This is a genomic window from Glycomyces terrestris, assembly GCF_003933745.1.
GTDB lineage: Bacteria > Actinomycetota > Actinomycetes > Mycobacteriales > Micromonosporaceae > Glycomyces > Glycomyces terrestris.
The window spans coordinates 538154-557512 of record NZ_RSEB01000003.1 but is presented as its reverse complement, the minus strand read 5'-3'; the positions used below and the strand labels follow the sequence as shown (position 1 = coordinate 557512).

Annotated in this window: 21 protein-coding genes; 14 read left to right on the top strand and 7 right to left on the bottom strand. The window is 72.6% G+C overall.

Translation table 11 applies throughout. The features are described from left to right. Nucleotides 1-76: 76 nt before the first annotated feature. Nucleotides 77-1234: a hypothetical protein gene (locus EIW28_RS24220; RefSeq protein WP_158630390.1), complete on the top strand. Its 1158-nt coding sequence runs from the start codon at nt 77-79 to the stop codon at nt 1232-1234. 135 nt (nt 1235-1369) lie between these two features. After that, on the top strand, nt 1370-1696 hold the full coding sequence (locus EIW28_RS12580; RefSeq protein ID WP_125248044.1) for a MoaF-related domain-containing protein: 327 nt from the start codon (nt 1370-1372) through the stop codon (nt 1694-1696). Between the two features lie 160 nt (nt 1697-1856). Here the strand turns inward: EIW28_RS12580 and EIW28_RS12575 are convergent, their stop codons facing one another. Together EIW28_RS12575 and EIW28_RS12570 are read right to left on the bottom strand one after the other, a co-directional pair. Beyond that, nucleotides 1857-2678: an arginase family protein gene (locus tag EIW28_RS12575; protein WP_197717226.1), complete on the bottom strand. Its 822-nt coding sequence runs from the start codon at nt 2676-2678 to the stop codon at nt 1857-1859. Between the two features lie 103 nt (nt 2679-2781). Continuing rightward, nucleotides 2782-3444, bottom strand: a complete 663-nt coding sequence (locus tag EIW28_RS12570) for a pentapeptide repeat-containing protein (RefSeq protein ID WP_158630389.1) — start codon at nt 3442-3444, stop codon at nt 2782-2784. A 175-nt stretch (nt 3445-3619) separates the two neighbouring features. Here EIW28_RS12570 and EIW28_RS12565 point away from each other — a divergent pair, with 175 nt between their 5' ends. Further along, nucleotides 3620-4168, top strand: a complete 549-nt coding sequence (locus EIW28_RS12565) for a GrpB family protein (protein WP_125248042.1) — start codon at nt 3620-3622, stop codon at nt 4166-4168. A 134-nt stretch (nt 4169-4302) separates the two neighbouring features. Here EIW28_RS12565 and EIW28_RS12560 read toward each other — a convergent pair whose 3' ends face one another. After that, nucleotides 4303-4989, bottom strand: coding sequence for an EF-hand domain-containing protein (locus EIW28_RS12560; RefSeq protein ID WP_125248041.1), 687 nt, complete (start codon nt 4987-4989; stop codon nt 4303-4305). Nucleotides 4990-5172: 183 nt separating this feature from the next. Here EIW28_RS12560 and EIW28_RS12555 point away from each other — a divergent pair, with 183 nt between their 5' ends. Next, the gene (locus EIW28_RS12555) at nt 5173-6132 is read left to right on the top strand and encodes a TIGR01777 family oxidoreductase (RefSeq protein WP_125248040.1); all 960 of its coding nucleotides are present in this window, start codon (nt 5173-5175) and stop codon (nt 6130-6132) included. On the opposite strand, the gene EIW28_RS12550 is transcribed toward EIW28_RS12555, so the two are convergent. Together EIW28_RS12550 and EIW28_RS12545 are read right to left on the bottom strand one after the other, a co-directional pair. Then, a complete protein-coding gene (locus EIW28_RS12550) occupies nt 6129-6800 on the bottom strand; it encodes a DUF1275 family protein (RefSeq protein ID WP_125248039.1) in 672 nt (223 codons plus the stop codon). The genes EIW28_RS12555 and EIW28_RS12550 overlap by 4 nt on opposite strands. Next, complete coding sequence (locus EIW28_RS12545; protein ID WP_125248038.1) at nt 6800-8242, bottom strand: choice-of-anchor A family protein; 1443 nt, start codon at nt 8240-8242, stop codon at nt 6800-6802. Before EIW28_RS12545 ends, EIW28_RS12550 begins: the two co-directional genes overlap by 1 nt. Nucleotides 8243-8761: 519 nt before the next feature. Between EIW28_RS12545 and EIW28_RS12540 the strand changes: the two genes are divergently transcribed. Together EIW28_RS12540 and EIW28_RS12535 are read left to right on the top strand one after the other, a co-directional pair. Further along, nucleotides 8762-9376, top strand: a complete 615-nt coding sequence (locus EIW28_RS12540; RefSeq protein WP_125248037.1) for a hypothetical protein — start codon at nt 8762-8764, stop codon at nt 9374-9376. 3 nt (nt 9377-9379) lie between these two features. Next, on the top strand, nt 9380-10210 hold the full coding sequence (locus tag EIW28_RS12535) for a hypothetical protein (RefSeq protein ID WP_125248036.1): 831 nt from the start codon (nt 9380-9382) through the stop codon (nt 10208-10210). Between the two features lie 69 nt (nt 10211-10279). Here EIW28_RS12535 and EIW28_RS12530 read toward each other — a convergent pair whose 3' ends face one another. Beyond that, nucleotides 10280-10900, bottom strand: coding sequence for a TetR/AcrR family transcriptional regulator (locus tag EIW28_RS12530; RefSeq protein ID WP_158630388.1), 621 nt, complete (start codon nt 10898-10900; stop codon nt 10280-10282). Between the two features lie 154 nt (nt 10901-11054). On the opposite strand from EIW28_RS12530, the gene EIW28_RS12525 reads away from it, so the two are divergent. From EIW28_RS12525 to EIW28_RS12490, 8 genes are all read left to right on the top strand, one after another. Beyond that, entirely contained in the window at nt 11055-11855 is an 801-nt protein-coding gene (locus EIW28_RS12525; RefSeq protein ID WP_125248034.1) for an SDR family NAD(P)-dependent oxidoreductase, read from the top strand. 4 nt (nt 11856-11859) lie between these two features. Then, entirely contained in the window at nt 11860-13068 is a 1209-nt protein-coding gene (locus EIW28_RS12520) for an MFS transporter (protein ID WP_125248033.1), read from the top strand. Nucleotides 13069-13084: 16 nt separating this feature from the next. Beyond that, a complete protein-coding gene (locus tag EIW28_RS12515) occupies nt 13085-13297 on the top strand; it encodes a tautomerase family protein (RefSeq protein WP_125248032.1) in 213 nt (70 codons plus the stop codon). Between the two features lie 18 nt (nt 13298-13315). Then, nucleotides 13316-14113: a carboxymuconolactone decarboxylase family protein gene (locus EIW28_RS24945; protein ID WP_187350601.1), complete on the top strand. Its 798-nt coding sequence runs from the start codon at nt 13316-13318 to the stop codon at nt 14111-14113. Between the two features lie 530 nt (nt 14114-14643). Continuing rightward, a complete protein-coding gene (locus EIW28_RS12505) occupies nt 14644-15417 on the top strand; it encodes an AfsA-related hotdog domain-containing protein (protein WP_158630387.1) in 774 nt (257 codons plus the stop codon). After that, nucleotides 15410-16093, top strand: coding sequence for an HAD family hydrolase (locus tag EIW28_RS12500; RefSeq protein ID WP_125248029.1), 684 nt, complete (start codon nt 15410-15412; stop codon nt 16091-16093). Before EIW28_RS12505 ends, EIW28_RS12500 begins: the two co-directional genes overlap by 8 nt. A 76-nt stretch (nt 16094-16169) precedes the next feature. Next, entirely contained in the window at nt 16170-17183 is a 1014-nt protein-coding gene (locus EIW28_RS12495; protein WP_125248028.1) for a 3-oxoacyl-ACP synthase III family protein, read from the top strand. Between the two features lie 124 nt (nt 17184-17307). Then, nucleotides 17308-18174, top strand: a complete 867-nt coding sequence (locus EIW28_RS12490; RefSeq protein ID WP_125248027.1) for an NHL repeat-containing protein — start codon at nt 17308-17310, stop codon at nt 18172-18174. 10 nt (nt 18175-18184) lie between these two features. Here EIW28_RS12490 and EIW28_RS12485 read toward each other — a convergent pair whose 3' ends face one another. Further along, nucleotides 18185-19342 carry a DUF5925 domain-containing protein gene (locus tag EIW28_RS12485; RefSeq protein ID WP_197717225.1) on the bottom strand — a complete coding sequence of 386 codons (1158 nt, stop codon included), beginning with the start codon at nt 19340-19342 and terminating at the stop codon, nt 18185-18187. Between the last annotated feature and the right edge of the window lie 17 nt (nt 19343-19359).

Below are 19359 nucleotides of genomic sequence, written 5' to 3'. Positions count from 1 at the left end.
GCCGATAGGTTTCGGACCAGCAACTGAATACCGCGCCGAACCTCCGGGCGACGCGCGACAACTGAAGGACGGCGCGATGACGACGACCACGACATCCGACAGCACCCGCAACCACACCCGGCCCACCAGCGCCGCGGCGACCACCACCGGCCCGCCCGGCCCCGAGATGATGGCCGAAGCACTCCCGTTCGACACGGTCCCCGCCGAGGTCCTCCGCGACCACTTCACCAGGTGGCTGGTCGAATCCCTCACCCGCTCCGCACTCCAAGCCGCCGCGGCGGCAGCGATCGCGGCCGAGGCGAACCCACCCGAAGCCGAAACCCCGGCACCGGCAGGAAAGCCGCCCTCCGCCGCGGCCGAGCGGCACCTCGGGGGCGGCCCCGACGACAGGCAGACACCGGCCGCAGCGGCTTTGCGGCCGCCCGGCCCGGAACACGGTGACACCGGCCAGGCGCCGCCCGCGGTCCACCTTGCGACAACCGAGCCTTCGCCCGCCATCGCCGAATCGCCAACGCCACCCTTGGCTGAACGAAAACCGAAGCGGCCCAAGTCGAAGAACCGGCCTTCAGGGCGAAAGCGCGAAGGCCCGCTCGCTGACGCGATGGACCCGCCCCCGCCGGCACCGATCAGCGGCCCGTCTCGGAACACGGGGCCTTTCGAAACGGAGGCGTCAGCATCCTCGGGACCGCCGTGGCTCGAACCGGCGCGAGAAGCCGGGCTCGCCTCCGAAGAAGCCCGGCCCTCCTCCGACGAGTCGCCGCCTTCTCGGCCGCAGTATGTGCGGATCGGGGACCGGTCGGTGTGGCTGACCAAGCCGATGCTGCGCTCGCGCGGCTGGACCGAGGCCGCGATCCGCGACTTCCTTCCCGGACCTGAAGCGCTGAAACCGAATCCGCGATTCGCGGTGTCGGGCGCGCCGATGCCGGTTTGGAGGCCCCGGACGGTGGCCCGAGCCGAAGCGGACCCGAAATGGCGCGAATGGCTCGACCGCTCGCTCCACCGCAGGCAGACCACCCTCGAAGCGCTGGCGGCCACCGACGACCTCGAATTCCGCAGCCGCCTCGAACTCGCAGACCAGGCGATCCGAGACTGCTCCGCACCGCCGACGCTTCTCGACGAACTCGATTCTGCGGCTGCGACCGTGGCCGGAACTGGAAGCGAGATCGGGGTCTGCGCTGGCGATGACGATGCTGCGACCTCGCAGCTGTCCGGAGGTCGGTTCACTGTTGACTGAGAGGAGGGTTGAAACCGGAGGAATCGGGAAATCGGGGACTTGGCCGTGGGCCGGATCTTAGGTTGGACTTCGGTCGGCGCTCGAGCGGATTTGGTTCACGGTGTGTGCAGCGGCGAGTGTGAAGAAGGGCTTGAGATGGGTGATTTCGCGTTCGCGGGGAAGACCTTCGTGATCCGGTTGGACAACGGGGTCGTACTCCACAACATATTCGGAGCCGAGGGCAACAAGCTCCAGTACGCGGAGATCGACGGCGCCACGGAGAGCGCCTCCGGGACCGTCGATCTGCACGTCGCCGAGGTGACACCCCGGGTCTACCTGCTCGGGTGGAACGAGGTCTCCGGCACCGCGGTCACCCACGTCATGAACTTCCACAACCACACGATCACCGGCTTCTGGTCGTTCGAGGACCACGGCGGCCGGATCGGTGAAGTTCACTCCGGGACCTTCGAAGAACTCGGCTGACGCGCCCGGCCCCCTCGGTCTGGTCCAGCCAGACCCGACCGCGGTCGCCCGGTCGGGAGGAGCCAGGACGACCTTCGGCCCGCCGGCCCCGAGGTGGGGTCAGCGGAGGGTTCAGTTGGTTTCAGGGAGGACAGTCGGTGCTCGGTCGAGGCCGACCCGGTCACCGGTGGGATGGGCCCGAGGCCGCTTCGAGGATCGTGGCCACCAGTCGTTCGCGGACTTCGATCGCCCCGGCTTCGTCGGTGGCGGCTTCGATACCCGGTTCCCAGGTGCAGGCAACGTTGAGGGCCGCGACCCGGCCGGTTTCCATGATGGTGCGGACCGCTTGAAGAAGGGTCGGCTCGTCGGGTCCGTCGGCCGCCGGATAGCGGAGGCCGGGCAGTACGCCCGGGTCGAGGGTGTCCAGGTCGAGGTTGAGGAGGATCGGGCCATCCGGGAGGTCGTCTGCGGACAGGTCTGCCAGTTCGCGGCGGCGCACCTGCGCGGTCTCAAGGAAGTCGGCTTCGGCCTGGTCCAGGTCGCGGGCGTCGACCAGCAGAACGCGGTCTTGGGCCGGCGGGCGCAGCCCGAGCGGCGCCGCGACGAGGTCGGCGCGGTAGCCGAGGAGGAACTGCAACGCCATGCCGCCCAGGTAACCCGATTCCGTCGTCTCGAGCGTCTGGATGTCTCCGTGCGCGTCGATCCACACGATCGCCGGGTCGATGCCCGCGCGCTGGAGTCCCGCGGCCATCCCGATCGAGACCGTGCAGTCGCCCGACACGACGGTTAGCGTCCCGCTGCCGCTGCCGCTGCCGCTGCCGCTGCCGCTGCCGCTGCCGCTGCCGGCGTGCGCGGCGACGGTCTCGGCGACGTGGTCGTAGAGGCCCACGAGCCGCGCCCACACCTCGCCTACGGGCAGGTCTGCGACCACCTCCTGGACTTCGGCACCGGCCGGGAGCGGGATGCCGAGGTCGGGGTGGTGTCGATCGAGGTGGTACGGCACGTGAAGGAGGGTCATGCGCTTCAGGCTAGCGTCGAATCCGAACGGCCGCTGCACGAAACGGTCATGACCGAGTCGGCCGCCGTGAGCGGGGTCCGAGCCCCGGTCAGGCGAGTTTGAAGCCGGCCGCCACGGCGAGTTCGCCGGCTATCTCGACCGCCTGGTCCGCGGTGATCAGGGCGCCCTTGAGGCTCATCAGACCGGTGATGCCGCCGAGCTCGGCGCGGCGGAAGTCGCAGCCCTTCGCGTTGGACACGCGGGAGAAGTCGGCGCCGGGGAACGAGCATTCGATGAAGACCGCCTTCGAGAAGTCGCCGAGGAAGGTCGCGTTCGTGAAGCGGCAGCGCTCGAACACCACCGGGCCCTTGGCGGTGCCGATCGAGATGCCCGCGAAGTCGGCCCGGGAATCCGCGACGTAGAGGTCCTGCACCAGCGAGAACTGGGCCTGCCAGCCCACGAGCTGGCTCTCGGTGATCTCGACGCGGCGAGCGGTCGCCTCCTCCCAGCGGGCGTTCGACAGCACCGAGTGGTCCACGACCACATCCACGACCTCGAACGGCGACAGGACCGCGCCCGACAGGTCCGAGTTCCGGACCGCCGAGGACTCCAGGCTTCCGTCGCCGTGCGCGCCGGTCCAGTCGGCGCCTTCGATGAGCAGCTCGCTCCATTCGACGTCGAAGTCGAGGTCGTCCTCCAGCGGCCGCAACCGCTCATCCTCCACCAGCGGCCTGCGCATGGACAGCTTCTCGTCGATCTTCCTGAACTTCACCCGGGTCCTCCTCGCTCGACCCCGGCAGGCTACGCCACCCCTCCGACAATGCGGCCCCAGACCGAGCAGACGCGCTGCCCTCCAGGACCGCAGCCGCGTTCGGACTGGGTGGCACCGGCGCATAAGGTGCAGGAGACGCGGACCAGAGACCGATCGGGATGCATTGGTGCAGAACATGAGTGATCAAATCCCGGCGTGGGCGCACGAGCGCGCCGAAGTGCGGCCGCACGATCCGCAGTGGGCCGTCCGCGCCGCCGCCGAGCGGGCGGTGCTCGCGCCGATCCTCGCTCCCTGCCTGGTCGAGGGCATCGAGCACGTCGGATCGACCTCGGTGCCGGGCCTCGCCGCCAAGCCGATCGTGGACCTCGCGGTGACCGTGCGGGACCTTGACCTCGCCGCCGCCGAGGTCGGACCGGACCTCGCCGCCGCCGGCTGGCATTTCGTGCCGCCGGACCTCGACGGCCGCCCCTGGCGCCGCTTCTTCGTCAAGCCCGACGCCACCGGCCGCCACCGCGAAGCCCACCTGCACCTCATCGCGGCCGGGCACCCCCGCTGGAGCGAGCAGATCCGGTTCCGCGACGCCCTGCGGTGCGACGGCGCGCTCGCGCGGCGCTACGGGGACCTGAAGCGCCTCCTCGCCGAGCAGCACGGCGACGACCGCGAGGCGTACACCGCGGGGAAGGCCGCCTTCATCGAGGAGGCCGTCGCCGCGACCCGGGAGTGACCGGCCGGGGGTGGGCACGGCGAAGGGCCGGCTGATGCATGTCGGCGCATCCGCCGGCCCGTTCACGTCGCTCGCGGTTCCCGCAGAGCCGCAGCGCATTCGGTTCGCGAGTGCGCGCGGCGGCCCGCCCCCGGTCAGAAGTCGGCCGGGGCCAGTATCGGGCTGCCGACCTTGCCCATGAGGTCGTTCACCGGGTGGTTCCGCTCGCTCCCGAGGAAGAAGCCGAAGATCGCCCGCCGCCACTCGTCGGGCGAGATGCGGTTGTCGTGGTCGGCGTCGAGGAACTCGAACAGCCGGTGGCTCTCCACGTAGTCGACGCCGTTCCAGTTGCGCATGAGCTGCACGAACTCGCCGGAGCTGATGAGGCCGTCGCCGTCCTCGTCGGTGATCGCGAAGTACGCGTCGGCGACGTAGGCGAGCTTCGCGGCCGCCGCGATGCGGTCGGCGAGCATGTTGCGGGCGAGCGCGGACCGCAGCTCCCGGCGGGAGACGCGGGCGTCGTCGTCCTCGGCGGCCGGGGCGATGAAGTCGGTCCACAGGCGGAGGGTGGCCTCCCGGAGCTCGAGGCCCATCGGGCTCTCGACGGGGACGCCGCGGGCGCCCAGGACGCGGTCGGCGGCCTCGCGGAGGTTCTCCTCGGTGATGTAGTCGTTGCCGTCGACGTCGAGGGTGTCGAACCAGCGGTCGAACTTGTCCCGGCGGACCTTGCCGATCGGCGCGACCCGCCTGGTCCTCACCGCGACCGCGATCGCCGCGCCGGCCGCCACGGCGGTGGCGGCGGCCCCGATGGCGACGGCCTTCTGCTTGTTCCTTCGCTTCATGGATCGGTCCTTCCCGTTCGGTTCCCTGTCCAGGTCGGATCGTTCCACGACGAGCGCGCCCGGGGACTGAAACCGCCGATCCCGGGAGAAGTCGGCCCGCCGCCGCGCCGCCCGCGCGAGGCCCAGATCATAATTGAACGTGTTCAAGACCTGGGGTAGCCTTGGTGTACAAGGAGGTACCCCATGAAGATCGTCATCCCCGGCGGCACCGGCAACCTCGGTGCCGTCCTCGAACGCGGCCTGCTCGCCGCGGGCCACCGCATCACCGTGCTCACCCGCAACCCGACCGCCCCGCACCACCTCCACTGGGACGGCCGCACCCTCGGACCCTGGACCGAGGCCCTCGAAGGCGCCGACGCGGTCGTCAACCTGGCCGGCCGGGCCGTCCACATCCGCGAGGACGCCGCCTACCGCGACGAGGTCATGGCCTCCCGGGTCGACTCGACCCGCGTCATCGGCGAGGCCCTGGCCGCCGCCGAGCACCCGCCGGCCGTGTGGCTCCAGGCCTCGACCGCGACGATCTACGCCCACACCTTCGACCGCGCCAACGACGAGGAGACCGGCGTCATCGGCGGCGCCGAGCCCGGCGTCCCCGCCCGCTGGTCCTACAGCATCGACATCGCGCGGGCCTGGGAGCGCGCCCTCGACGAAGCCCAGACGCCCCGCACCCGCAAGGTCGCGATGCGCACCGCGATCGTCATGAACCCCGACCGCGGCTCGGCCTTCGACGCGTTCTGCCGCATGGCCCGGCTCGGCATCGGCGGGCCGGTCGCCGGAGGCCGCCAGTTCGTGTCCTGGATCCACGAGGAGGACTTCGCGCGCGCCGTCCTGTTCCTCATCGAACGCGACGACCTCGCCGGGCCCGTCAACCTCGCCGCCCCGCACCCGCTGCGCCAGCGCGACTTCATGCGCATCCTGCGCCGCGCCATGGGCGTCCGGTTCGCGGTCCCCGCGACCGGGTGGATGGCCGAGATCGGCGCGCTCGTCCTCCGCAGCGACACCGAGGTCCTGCTCAAGAGCCGCCGCGTCGTGCCCGCCCGGCTCGAGGCCGCCGGCTTCGAGTTCCGCCACCCCGCCTGGGAGGCCGCGGCCGCGGCGCTGGTCGCCGCCAAGCGCGAACCCGAGCGCGCGTTCGCGGCCTAGGCCCGCGACCGCAGGCGGCGGTCCTCGACGAACCCGGCGGCGGCCATCAGCGCCGCCACGCCCGCGGCCGACCAGCACACCGCGCTGAACGAGACCTCGTGCGCCAGCACCGAACCGAGCCCGGCGCCCGCGAGGTACACGGCCCAGACGCCCGCCTGGAGCCGGGCCGACCGCAGGTCCTCGCGGCTCCCGGAGAGATTGACCGACAGCGCGATCAGCGTCCCCGTGAGCACCGTCGTCGTCACCCCGGCCAGGCCGATGCGGGCGGCGTGGATGCTCTGGACGCCCATCGCGACCGCCGCCAGGCCGATCGCGGGCTCCGCGCTCCCCGCGAGCCCCGCCGACGCCAGCAGCACCACCTCGGCCACGAGCAGCACCGGGACGCCGAAACTGGTGAGCACGTGCCGCCGCGTGGCCAGCGACGCGGCCACCGCGCCCAGCGCGAACCCGGCGAGCGACCACAGCGGCCCGACCGCCGACAGCCCGTCGCCGCGGCCCGTCACCTCCCCGGACACGGCCACCGCCAGCAGCACCGCGTTCCCGGTCTGGTTGGCGACGAACTGCTGCCCGAGGGCGAGGAACCCGGCCCCGTCGACCGCACCGGCGAGCGCGGTGAGGACGAGCGCCGTCCACGCGTGCGCGGAGGCGCGGTCGATCGGGGCGGGCATCAGCTTCGCGTGCTCCTTCGCGCGTACGTCAGGGCCACCACCGCGCCGCCGACCGCGAGCAGCGCGACCGCGACGAACAGCAGCGGCCGCATCGACGCGCCCGTGGTCGCCAGGTCGTCCGAGCCGTGCCCGTCACCGTGCGAACCGTCCGAGCCGCCCGTCCGGTCGCCGTTCGAGGGGCCCTCGGAGCCGCCGCCCGTGCTGTCCCCGGTCGAGGGGCCCTCGGAGCCGCCGCTCGGGCCGTCCCCGGACGGGGTCTCCGATTGGATCGAGTTGGTGACGTCGGACGGGGTCGTCGAGGCCGGGGTCGTCTGGTCGCCGTCTTCGCAGGCGAGCGTGCTGCCGAACGGCGCGTGGTGGATCTCCCCGCCGTTGGCGCGCACGGTGCCGTGGCTGGCGTTCTTCGCGATGATCTGGCCCTCCACGTTCGACGGGCTCAGGTCCGTGTAGTCGGCGTCCGGCGCGAGGACGCTCCCTTCGAGGGAGTCGCCGCCGGTGAGCGTCAGGCGCGTGGTCTCGCCGAAGTTCCACAGGATGTACGGCGCGCCGAGGATGCCGCCCGCGCCCGGCTGGTTCTTGACGAACCAGTCCATCTCGCCGCCGGTCCCGGACGTGTCCACGTTGATCAGCAGCGGGCCGCTCTCGGTCGGCTGGAGCAGGTACACCAGCTCCGACAGGTCGTTCAGGTCCTCGCCGGTGACGTTGAGGACGTTCGTCCGGTTCGGGTCCATGCCCTGGATCGAGATCCGCTGGTTCGGCTGGACCCCGCCCTTGGGGACGGTCTGGAGTCCCTCGTCGACCATGCGGACCTCGTTCGCCTCGCACACGGCCAGGGCCGCGGCGTTCGCCCGCAGCTCGGCGAAGGCCGCGCCGAAGTCGATCGGGGCCTGCGCGACCGCGTCCGCCGGCTCCTTCGAGTTCAGCTCGATCCGCGGCGTCGAGTTGTACGCCCCGCCGGCGGGCACGACCTGCGTGTTCACGCTCGCGTTGTTCTGGTCGGTGGTGAGGACCGAGACCCCCGAGGTGTCGCCGATCTTGACGTAGCCGCCGCTGAGGACCTTCGCCACCGAGCCGGGCTCGCCGCCGCCGAAGTCGACCTCGCCGCCGACGACGAGCGCGCTCGGCACGGTGTCGCCGGGCGCCGTGTAGCTGCCGACCGGGTGGATCATGACGTTGTAGTAGCCGTCGAGGACGAGGTCGCCGCCGGTGGCGACGGGCCCCTCGGACTCGGTCGAGGCGAGCACGGTCCGGTCCTCGACGAACGAGTTGAAGCCGAGCGCGGGCGCGAGCGGGTCGTAGCTCACCGCGGCGGCGTGCGCGGCCGGGCCGGTGCCGGCGGTGTTGCAGGCGATGGCCGTCGCGGCCGCGGCAGCGACGAGCCCGGCGGCGCCGGCCAGGGTCAGGCGCCGGGCCCGGCGCGCGCTGGCGGTTCGGTGTTGCACGTGTGTCCCCCTGAGGTGCTCGGATGTTCACTCGGTCCGGGGGTGACCGCGGTCGAGCCTAACCCGCGGGGGGCGTCCCGGGAGGGGATCGAAACGCGGAGCCGGGACGGCGGCTACGCAACGGCCGCGCGGTGGCGGTCCGGATGCTCCCGGTTCAACGCCCGCACACGAGTTCGCAATGCGATCGTCACCTATTGCGTTGCTTTGTGTGAAGAAAGCCACAACACTAACCGGATGGTTGCTCACGGAGGGTGTGCTTCCTATGCTGAACGTGTACATCGCACTCCATCCGGGCGCCGGTTCCCAATGGCGCCAAGCCGATTCGGCTCACCGTGCGAATCGGACCACCGCACGCCCCGTCGCAGCGCCGCACGGATTCCCACGTTCCCCGACCGTCCAAAGACGATCGAGACCCGTTCGCGCCGGAAGCCGGCGGGACCGCCGACGCCGCCGCGGACGCACGCGGCCCCGGCCGGTCTCGGTCCTCAGTGCCACCCCACACCGATCTGGAGAACCGCCATGTCCGCCACCCTCCTGCTCGTCACCGAACTCCCCGTCGCCGCCGACCGGCGCGACGAGGCCGCCGCCGCGTGGAGCGAGCACCTCGCCGCCACCCCCGGCAAGGACCGGATCCTCTACCGCTGCCTGGAGGCCGACACCCTCCTCGAACTGCGGGTCCTCGACGGACTCGACGCGATCGAGGCGACCGCGCCCGACGCCGACCCGCTGTGGACCGCCGTCGGCCCGTACGCCGCCGGGGACTTCCGGCGCCAGGTCGTGCGGTTCGTGGAGGCCCCCAAGGAGCCCGGCACGGACCTGCCGCAGACCCCGTACGTGCAGCTGCGCTACGTCGAGGTCAAGCCCCCGGCGTACGAGGCGTACCGCGCCTGGCGCGAGGAGACCATCTTCGCGGTGGTCCGCGAGTCCGAGCAGGTCGAGTCGTTCAGCGCGTACCACACCGCGGTGAGCACCCAGCCCGGCGTGCTGTTCGTCTCCGGCTTCTCCTGCCCCGTCGAGGAGTACCTGGCGCCGTTCACCGACACCCGCTACAAGGAGATCGTCGCCCAGGCCGGCGACCGCTACATCACCGGCGGCCCCGGCGGGCTCTACACCCGCTGCTACGAGCGGGTCTGAGCCGTGGCCGGCACCGTCCTGGACCTCAGCGTCAGCACCCAGGGACCGGCGTATCCGCCCAGCGAGATCATGGACAAGGACGGCAACTTCGTCACCATCGGCCGCATCAACCGCGCCGCCGACGACGGGACCGTCACGCCCGCTTGGGGATCGGCGCTGGTCGCCGCCGACAGCCCGCTGCCGCCGTTCGGCGAGCTCGCCCCGTACCGCATCCTGCGCGAGCTCACCGCCGACGACGACGGCATGGAGCTGTACACGCTGCCGCTGCCGCTGCCGTGCAGCAACTACCCGATGCTGTTCGCCCCCGAGCAGCGTCCCGACGCGCACGAGGTCGTGCGCCCGAGCTACCCGCTGCACGAGGTCCCGATCCCGGACCTGCGCGCGGCCGACGGCCCCCGCCGCCGCGACCCGATCACCCTGGGGCAGTGGCGCAGGGCCCGGGGCCAGCTCGAGGTGACGACGACCGGCGACGGCCGCGCCGCGGTCTTCGAGTTCTGGTTCACCGGGCTCATCCCCGACAGCGTCTACACGGTGATGTCGCTGCGGCAGCGGGACCTCGACCCGGCCGGCCCCACCAGGCCCGGGCCGCTCGGCGTCCCGAACGTCTTCATCGCCGACGCGGGCGGCGCGGCCCACTACCGCGCCGAGCTGCCCGACCCGTTCCCTGACCCCGGCCTGCCCGGCGCGAACCGCGTCGTGAACGTCGTGGTGCTGTGGATGAGCTACCAGCAGAACTACGGCGGCGCGATCGGCCACTTCGGACTCGGCGCGGACATCCACGCCCAGTTGAAGCTGACCGGCCCCTCGTTCCAGGAGTTCCGCACCCGCGCATAGCGACCGGCCCCGGCTCCGGCCGGGGCCGCGACCGATTCGAGGTGACCGCGCATGGCCCCCCGTCCGGCGCTACTCGGCCGGCGTCCTCGCCACGGCCGCGATGCTGGCGCGCCCCAGCGTGTTCAGCGAGTCCCGCAGGGCGTCCACAGTGGTCACCTCGGGGCGGTACTCCTCGTACAGGAGCCGCCGCTGCTGCGGGACCACGAACGGCCAGGACGCGATCGCGATGAGCTCGATGAGGAGCGCCGCGAGCATCGCCGGGTCGTCCCCGCCGATCGCCTTGCGCAGCGCGGTCAGCTTGACCTCGTAGAACGCCCGCCGCTCCTCCGCCCACGGCAGGGCCGCCCGCCCGTACGTCAGGCCCTCCCAGGCCAGCAGGCGCACGATGCTCTGGTCGCGGCGGTGGAAGTCGAAGACCCGGCCCACGTACTCGTCCAGCTCCTCGCGGTCCGAGGGGAGCGGCACCTCCTCGGCGAGGCGCCGGTGCGCCTCGCGCATGACCTCGCCGAACAGGTTCTCCTTGCTCTTGAAGTACGCGTAGAGGCGCTGCTTGTTGCAGCCGGCCCGGTCGGCGATGCGGTCCACGCGGGCGCCGGCCGGACCGAAGAGGGTGAACTCCTCGTACGCGGCGCGCAGCAGCGCGTCGCGCGTGCGCTGGGCGGTCGGGCGGGCCGTGGAACCTGTGGGCATCGCGGAAGTGTACCGCGCGCCGATCAGTCCGTGACCTGGGAGTTGGGCCGCCCCGGCCGCTCCTGGAGATCGACGACGACCATTCCGGGCCGCCGATCCGGCGGCCCCACCCGCGACGCCGCCCGTGCGGCGCGCCCGACCCGAACGGAGCACCATGTCCACACCGCAGCACCCTGAGGTCGCGCTCGTCAGCGGCGCCACCGGCGGCGTCGGCGGCGCCGTCTCCGCCCGCCTCGCCCGCGACGGCGCGCACGTCGTCATGCTGGGCCGCGACCAGGCCCGGCTCGACGCCGCCCGCGAGCGCCTCGCCGCCGGCCTCGCCCCCGAAGCGGCCGAGCGGCTCAGCACCCGGCGCCTCGACATCAACGACACCGCCGACACCGACGCCGGCGTCGCCGCCGTCCTCGCCGAGCGCGGCCGGATCGACATCCTCGTGCACGCCGCCGGGGACGGCCCCGTCGGGCCGCTCGCGCAGGCCACCGACGCGGCCTGGGAGGCCACCGTCAACGGCAAGCTCCTCGGCGCGATGCGCCTGACCCGCGCCGTCGCCCCCGGCATGGCCGCGCGCGGCGCGGGCCGGATCGTGTTCGTCAACGGCGTCTTCCGCCTCGAGCCGAGCCCGCTGCTCGTCGTGAACGCCGTCGTCAACGCCGGCCTCGGCGGCCTCGCCAAGGCCGTCTCGAAGGACCTGGGCCCCAAGGGCATCCGCGTGAACACCGTCGACCCGGGCGCCACCGACACCGGCCTGTGGACGGAGATCCTCGACGACATGGGCGCGCTGCTCGACCTCCCGCCGGACGACCTCCAGAAGGAGGTCCTCGCGGGCGTCCCGCTCGGGCGGCTCGTCGACCCCGCCGAGGTCGCCGCCGCCGTCGCCTACCTCGTCTCCGCGGAGGCCGCGATGGTCAACGGCGCGTTCCTGACCGTCGACGGCGGCGCGCGGGCCTCGGGGTGACCGCATGAGCGTCCGAGCCCTGCCCGCCGCCGCGGCCGAGCGCACCGCCGTCCCGTGGGCGGCCGCCGCCACCGCGTCGGTCGCCACCTGCCTCGCCGTCGCCTCGGTGTACCTGACGCAGCCGATCTTCCCGGAGATCGCCGCGCACTTCGGCGTCGCCGACCAGGACGCCCGGTTCGCGTTCACCGCCGCGAGCCTCGCCTACGCCCTGTCGTTCTTCCTGTTCGGGCCGCTCACCGACCGGCTCCCGCTGCGCGCCATGGGCTCCGCCGGGGCCGCCGGCCTCGCGGTGCTGCTGGCCCTGGCGGTCTTCGCGCCCGGCTTCGGGCTCTTCGTGGCGCTGCTGTCGGTCGCCGGGATCGTCGCCGCGGCGGTGCCCTCGGCGATGATCGCGCTCATGCCGCGCCTGGCCCCGCCGGAGATGAAGGGCATGTTCTTCGGCCTCGTCATCGGCGCGTCGGTCGCCGGGATCACGTTGGGGCGCTCCATGACCGGCGTCGTCGCGGACGCCGCCGACTGGCGCACCGCGGTCCTCGGCGCCGCCGCGCTCAACCTCCTGTCCGCCGGCGCGGCCCTGACGCTGCCGAACCTGGCCGCGCCCGCGGCCGCCGGCCCGGCGGCGAAGGCGTACGCGGCGGTGCTCGGGCTGTTCCGCGGCGCGGCCACCGTGCGCCTCCTCGCGCTCGGGACGTGCCTGTTCTTCGGCTACCTCGGGGTGGCGACGTTCCTGACCTACCGGCTCCAGCAGGAGCCCTTCGGGTTCGACGCCGCCTCGATCGGCCTGGTCAACCTGGCCGGGCTCGTCGGCGTCGTCGGCGCGCCCCTCGCGGGGCGGCTCGTGCCGCGCATCGGCGCGCCCGCCGTCGTCCTCTCCGGGCTCGCCGCGGTGCTCGCCGGGATCGCGCTCCTCGGCCTCGCCGCCCACCCGGCGGTCGTCACGGCCGGGGTGCTCGCCCTGTTCGCCGGGGTGTTCGCCTGCCAGCCCGCGGTCCTGGTGCTGCTGGCCGCCGCCGCCCCGCCCGGCAGCCAGGGCGGGGCCTCGTCGCTGTACATGCTCGTCTGCCTGCTCGCCGGCGCCGCCGCGAGCGCCGCGCTCGGTCCGGTGTGGACCTTCGCGGGCTGGACGGGCGTCGTCGCCACCGGGGCGGCGGCGGTCGCCGCGGCAGGGCTGCTCGCGGCCGCCGCCCGCCGTCCCCGGTCCGTTTCCGCATAACCGCAAGGAGATCGAGATGCCGTTCATCACCGTCACCACCTGGCCGAACCAGACCGACGAGCAGTGCCAGAAGCTCATCGAGGCGCTCACCGCGACCACCCACGAGGTCACCGGCGCGCCCCTGGACAAGATCACCGTGGTCGTGCACGAGATCCCGCAGGCCCGCTGGGGCGAGGCGGGCGTCATGGCGACGAACCCCGACTTCCCCGAGCTGAGCCGGCGCCGCTGAGCTCTTAGGATGGTGTCCATGGAGAACCGCTTCGAACGCGGCATCGGGATCCTGCGGCGGCTCGCCGGAGACGAGGACCCGCCCGTGGTCCACGGCTACGACGACATCGCCCCGGACCTGGGCCGGATGACCGTGGAGTTCCCGTACGGGGACGTCTACCACCGCTCGGACCTCGACCTCCGGGAGCGCCAGCTGGCGACGATCGGGGCGCTCACCGCGCTCGGTCACGCCCTGCCGCAGCTGAAGTTCCACGTCAACGGGGCCCTCAACATCGGGCTGGGCCGGCGCGAGATCGTCGAGGCGATCATGCACCTGGTGCCCTACACCGGATTCCCGAAGGTGCTCAACGCGATCGGCGCGACGCGCGAGGTCTTCGAGGCCCGCGACGACGACGAGCCCGGGTTCGCCGACGCCGAGGTCGAGCCGGAGGGCTCGCGCTACGACCGGGGCTGGAAGGCCCTGGCCGAGATCGACGGCCACGCGGGCGAGGCGGTGATCGCGAGCCTCGAGTCGATCGCGCCGGACCTGGGCCGCTACATCATCGAGTTCGCCTTCGGGGACGTGTACGTGCGCAAGGGCCTCGACCTGCGCTCGCGCGAGATCGTGACCGTCGCCGCCTGCACGGCGCTCGGGAGCGCGCTGCCGCAGTTGAAGGTCCACGTGCACGGGCTGCTCAACGTCGGCGGCACCCGCGAGGAGGTGGTGGAGACGATCATCCAGATGGCGGTGTACGCGGGGTTCCCGGCGGCGCTGAACGCGATGAGCGCCGCGCGCGAGGTGTTCGAGGCCCGCGGGCTCCTGGACGGGCCCGCCTGACCCGGCCGAGCGACGCACGGGCGAGGCCCCGCCTGGCGGCGGGGCCTCGCCCGTTTTCCGTCCCCCACCGGCGGGGCCGGAGTGGAGTGCGCGGCCGATGTGACGCAAGCGCCGATTCGGACCACAGTGGTGGTTGCGTTGCGAGAGGAGCGCGCCACTTGCGGTGATCACCGGGCCGCGAGTCCCCAACGGACCGAATTGCACATCGCGAATGGGGTAAATGCCCTCATTGGAGCTCGTATTCATGGCATTGCAGTACGACGGCAACAGTCGGTTCAGGTCCCGCACACGATCCGGAAATGATTCTGTCATATTTTGAGTTGCTTTGTGTGAGTTGATTCACAACACTAACTGGATGGTTGCTCACAGAGCGTGCCCTGCATATCCTGAATGAGTACACCGCAATTCCCAATGGCGCCAACTCTTCCGGACCTTCCGAGGCCCCAGTGGACCGATCCGGAGTCCGCATCGCCGTCGCAGTGTCGCGCGGAATCCCGTTCACAGCCACTCCTTAGCGGATGGACAAGCGAATGCCGAATTCCAGCAGAACCCTCATCGTCGTCGGCGTCAGGTTTCAGGGCTTCAGCTCCGAACACCCCGACGTCCTCACCATCAGCCAGCTCCTCGAAGACCTCCAGTCGGGCCTCTACGGCGAGGCCGGCGAGGAGATCTCGCTCCGCCCGGGCCAGGGCGTCACCGCCGCCGACTGGGACCGGCTGCACGCCGTCGTCCGCCGCGTCGGCGTCGCGCACCGGATGCTCCTGGAGCCGCACGCCACCGAGCCCCTCGGCACCGACGAGGTCCACAAGCGACAGGAGTCGAACGCGCTGATCGCCGCGCTGCGCAGCACCGGGCCGGGCGTGTACCGGGCCGCCCTGCGCATCCACAACGACAACGAGCTCCTGCTCGACCACCAGACCGGGCAGCACGTCCAGGGCATGGTCGTGGTCGAGGCGGCCCGGCAGATGTTCCTCGCCGTGACCGAGCGGTACTACGTCGACCCCGAGCGGCGCGGCGGCTACTACTTCGTCATCGACTCGATGCGCACCTCGTTCGAGAACTTCCTGTTCCCGCTCGCCGCGGAGATCGAGTACCAGGTCACGCGCGCCGACGTCGGCGACCCGACCCGGCTCTCCTTCACCGCCGAGATCGGCGTGCACCAGGCCGGGCGCCGCTGCGCGCTCACCGAGGTCGCGTTCACCGCGTTCGAGTCCGAGCTCATCGAGGGCAAGGAGCACCGCCGCGCGGCCCACGCCGTGACGCACGAGTCGCGCCTCGGCGCCGAAGTGGGGGCCGGTGTCTGAGCACGAGGGCGTCGACGCCGCCTTCTTCGACGTCGACGAGACCCTCATCTCCGTCAAGAGCATGTTCCGGTTCCTCGAGTTCTACCTGGACTCGCGCGGCGAACCGGCCGGCGCCTACCGGGTCATCCGGGACCGCCTCGGCGACCTCGCCGCCTCCGGCGTCCCCCGCGAGGAGGTCAACCGGGCCTACTACCGCTGCTACGCGGGCGAGTCCGCCGAGCGGCTCGCCGCCGCCGGGCACGCCTGGCTCAAGGCGGAGCTCGCCGAGCCCGGGTTCCTCGTCGACGGCGTCGTCGCCGAGCACGAGGAGCTGCGCCGCGCCGGCGTCCCCACCGTCCTCGTGTCCGGCTCGTTCTACGCCTGCCTGGACCCGATCGGGGCGCTGCTGGGCGCCAGCGAGGTGCACGGCGCGCCGGTGATCGTGCGCCGCGGCCGCCTCACCGGCGAGATCGACCACCCCGTGATCGGGGAGGGCAAGGCGCACGTCGTGCGGGCCGTCACCCGGCTCCGCGGCCTCGACCCCGCCCGCTGCGTCGCCTACGGCGACCACGCCAGCGACCTGCCGATGCTCGACGCCGTCGGCACCGCCGTGGTCGTCGGCGCCGACCCCGAGCTGCGACGCCGCGCCGACCACCGGGGCTGGCGCGTCCTCGACCCCGCCGCCGCCGCGGCCTGACCACGAGTTCTTCGGACCCCGACCGAAACCCGCTGCTCCCCACCGGGAGTGCTGACCCTGACTGAGGTGACCTCACATGTCCACCCGCACCGCCGCGCCGCCGACCCGCATCGGGATCGTCGGCACCGGCTCCCACCTGCCCGCGACCGTCGTCGGCAACGACGAGGTCGGCGCCCGCGCCGGCGTCGAGGAGGAATGGATCGTCCGCAAGACCGGTGTGCGCACCCGCCGCTACGCCGCCGCGCACGAAGCGACCTCCGACCTCGCCGCCGCCGCCGCGCAGGCCGCCCTCGACGACGCCGGCATCCTGCCCGGGCAGCTCGAGCAGATCATCGTCGCCACGTCGACGCCCGACCACCCGCAGCCCGCGACCGCCGCGATCGTGCAGCACCGGCTCGGCGCCGACGGCGTCCCCGCCTACGACGTGAACGCCGTGTGCTCGGGCTTCCTGTTCGCGCTCGACGCCGCCGCCGCCCGGCTCCGCGACGGCTACGCGCTCGTCGTCGGCGCCGACGTGTACTCGCGGATCATCGACCCGGCCGACCGCCGCACCGCCGTGCTCTTCGGCGACGGCGCCGGCGCCGTCGTCCTCGGCCCCGTCGCCGAGGACCACGGCCTGGTCGCCACCAGCCTGCGCACCCACGGCATGCACCACCGCATGATCGAGGTCCCCAACGGCGGCAGCCGCACGCCCTCGCGCGACGTGCCGCCGGACGACCCCGGCCAGTACTTCACCATGGACGGCCGGGCGGTGCGCGAGTTCGTCACCGAGCAGCTCCCCTTGGCCGTCAAGGAGATCCTGCGCAAGGCCGACGCCACCGAGGAGGAGGTGCGGCACTTCATCCCGCACCAGGCGAACGGGCGGATGCTCCGCGACATCGAGCCGAGCCTGGGCCTCACCCGGGCCCGCCACCACCTGGTCGTCGACGAGTTCGGGAACACCGGCGCCGCCTCCGTCCCGATCGCGCTCGACTACGCCAACCGCGCCGGCCACCTGCGGCCCGGGGACGGCGTCCTCCTGGCCGCGTTCGGGGGCGGCATGTCCATCGGCAGCGCCCTCATCAAGTGGGGCGGCGCCCTCACCCCGTGACCGCGCCGGGAGCGCCGCGGACGGCCTCTGCCGCGGCGCCCCCGGCGCACGCTTGCGTTCGAGCGCGCTCGAACGCCTAGCGCCAGCGACGAACCGACACCGACCGAGACGGAGTGCGACGCACATGAACGACGACCTTCGACACGGCGGCACCGCGTCCCGGGCCCGCCGCCTCCTGGCCGCCCCGGCGGTCGCCGCGGTCCTCGCCGCGACCGCGTGCAGCGGCGGACCCGAGCCCGCCGGCACCGACGGCTCGCTCCAGGGGCCCGGCGAGGCGGCCTGGGACGGCCTCTCGTCCCCGGTGGGCATGGCGTTCGACGCCGACGGCGCCCTCTACATCGCGAACTGGTCCGGCGGCACCATCGAGCGCTTCACGCCCGACGGCGAGCGCAGCACCTTCGCGAGCGACCTGAACGGGCCCTCCGGGCTCGCGATCAGCGACGACGGCGTCGTCTACGCCGCCTCCTACAGCGGCGACGTCGTGTGGCGCTTCAGCGAGGACGGCGAACCCGAGGTCTTCGTCGAGGGGCTCGCGACCCCGGCCGGGCTGTCCTTCAACGCCGCCGGCGAACTCCTCATCGCCAACCGGCAGACCGACGAGATCCTCGCCGCCGACGCCGAGGGCAACACCCGGACCGTCGCCACCGGGCTCCAGACCCCGGTCGGCGCCGTCGAACTCGACAACGGCGACCTCATGGTCAGCAACATCAACGGCGGCGTCTCGCACGTCGCGGCCGGCTCGACCGCGGCCGAGCACGTGAACACCGAGCTTGCCAGCCCCGGACCCGGCATCGCGCCCGCGGGCGGCGACGCCGTCTACGTCGTGGACTACGGCGGCTCGACCGTCGAGATGATCGAACCGGACGGGACCCGCACCACCGTCGCCGACGGCTTCGCGAGCCCCACCGGGATCACCGTCGCCCCGGACGGGCGCCTCGCCGTCTGCGACTGGGGCACCAGCTCGGTGTACTTCATCGACCCCGTCCACTGACGGGGCCGGCCTACAGGTACTGGCCGACCTGCTGCTGCGGGACCTGCGGCTCCGTGCGGTTCGGGTCGGTGCCGGCGCGGCGCGCGTACAGCTCCGCGAGCGTCATCGGCTCGCGGACCTGCTCGCCGCCGAGCCAGTCGCTCGACTCCAGCGGCGACAGCTCGCCGACCTCGATCTGCGCCAGGCACCGGCCCGGGCGGACCACGGCCGGGTGCAGCCGGTCGAGGCGCTCGTTCGTGGTGATCGCGACCATGATCTCCCGGCCCTGGCCGAGCAGGCCGTCCGTCAGGTTCAGCAGGCGCGCGAGCGACTGGCCCGACGCCTCCTTCGCCTCGCCGCGGATGAGCTCGTCGCAGTCCTCCAGGACCATGAGCCGCCAGTGCTCGCGCCGCGGCTCGCCCGGCGTCAGGTCGGTGTCGAGCGCGAGGTCCATCTCCGACCCGATGATGACCTCCATCAGGTACGACGGGTCCGCGAAGAACGCCTCCGGGTCGAGGACGGTGTCCACCTGGCACCACGGCGCCCACTCGCGCGCCAGCGCCCGCAGCGCCGTCGTCTTGCCGGTGCCGGGAGGGCCGTGGAAGAGCACGAGGCGGCCGGTCACGTCCGAGGACTGCGTCGCCATGAGCTTCCCGAGCGCCGACCCGGCGCTGGACGAGTAGTTCCGCTCGATCTCGGGCCAGCGCGGGGCGCTGATCGACCGGGTGGAGCGGAACGGGCCGCGCGCCGACCGGTACCAGAAGCCCATGTCGACCTTGTCCTCGCCGACCTCCTCGACCGAGCCGGTGCGGTCGGTGACGTAGGCGGCGATCTCCTCGGCGCGCTCGCGCGTCTCGGCGGTCACCACCGCCTGGCCCGAGCCGTCCCGCCACCGCTGCGTGCGGAGCGTCCAGCCCTCGCCGGTCACGAGCTGAAGGAACGAGGTCCCCGAGATCGACCGGATGAGCGACCCGCCCTCGGGGATCAGGTCCACGTCGTCCGCGACCATGTCGAGCGCCCGCACCACCGCGTGCGGCTGCGCGCCGCTCACGTAGGCGTCGAGCGCCATGAGGTTCAGCACGTTGGACGGGTCGTCCGAGCCGTCCAACGTGAAGTGCATGTTGCCCAGCACTCCGCCGCCTCCCTGGAGCAGGTTCATGATCTCACCGCGTCTTTCGATGATTCCCATCGCGATCCACCATAGAA

Excerpts from the sequence above, each read along its gene's own strand:
- EIW28_RS24220 (WP_158630390.1), top strand. The coding sequence starts at position 77 with ATGACGACGACCACGACATCCGACAGCACCCGCAACCACACCCGGCCC.
- EIW28_RS12580 (WP_125248044.1), top strand. The coding sequence starts at position 1,370 with ATGGGTGATTTCGCGTTCGCGGGGAAGACCTTCGTGATCCGGTTGGAC.
- EIW28_RS12565 (WP_125248042.1), top strand. The coding sequence starts at position 3,620 with ATGAGTGATCAAATCCCGGCGTGGGCGCACGAGCGCGCCGAAGTGCGG.
- EIW28_RS12560 (WP_125248041.1), bottom strand. The coding sequence starts at position 4,989 with ATGAAGCGAAGGAACAAGCAGAAGGCCGTCGCCATCGGGGCCGCCGCC.
- EIW28_RS12555 (WP_125248040.1), top strand. The coding sequence starts at position 5,173 with ATGAAGATCGTCATCCCCGGCGGCACCGGCAACCTCGGTGCCGTCCTC.
- EIW28_RS12550 (WP_125248039.1), bottom strand. The coding sequence starts at position 6,800 with ATGCCCGCCCCGATCGACCGCGCCTCCGCGCACGCGTGGACGGCGCTC.
- EIW28_RS12540 (WP_125248037.1), top strand. The coding sequence starts at position 8,762 with ATGTCCGCCACCCTCCTGCTCGTCACCGAACTCCCCGTCGCCGCCGAC.
- EIW28_RS12530 (WP_158630388.1), bottom strand. The coding sequence starts at position 10,900 with ATGCCCACAGGTTCCACGGCCCGCCCGACCGCCCAGCGCACGCGCGAC.
- EIW28_RS12525 (WP_125248034.1), top strand. The coding sequence starts at position 11,055 with ATGTCCACACCGCAGCACCCTGAGGTCGCGCTCGTCAGCGGCGCCACC.
- EIW28_RS12520 (WP_125248033.1), top strand. The coding sequence starts at position 11,860 with ATGAGCGTCCGAGCCCTGCCCGCCGCCGCGGCCGAGCGCACCGCCGTC.
- EIW28_RS12515 (WP_125248032.1), top strand. The coding sequence starts at position 13,085 with ATGCCGTTCATCACCGTCACCACCTGGCCGAACCAGACCGACGAGCAG.
- EIW28_RS24945 (WP_187350601.1), top strand. The coding sequence starts at position 13,316 with ATGGAGAACCGCTTCGAACGCGGCATCGGGATCCTGCGGCGGCTCGCC.
- EIW28_RS12505 (WP_158630387.1), top strand. The coding sequence starts at position 14,644 with ATGCCGAATTCCAGCAGAACCCTCATCGTCGTCGGCGTCAGGTTTCAG.
- EIW28_RS12495 (WP_125248028.1), top strand. The coding sequence starts at position 16,170 with ATGTCCACCCGCACCGCCGCGCCGCCGACCCGCATCGGGATCGTCGGC.
- EIW28_RS12490 (WP_125248027.1), top strand. The coding sequence starts at position 17,308 with ATGAACGACGACCTTCGACACGGCGGCACCGCGTCCCGGGCCCGCCGC.
- EIW28_RS12485 (WP_197717225.1), bottom strand. The coding sequence starts at position 19,342 with ATGGGAATCATCGAAAGACGCGGTGAGATCATGAACCTGCTCCAGGGA.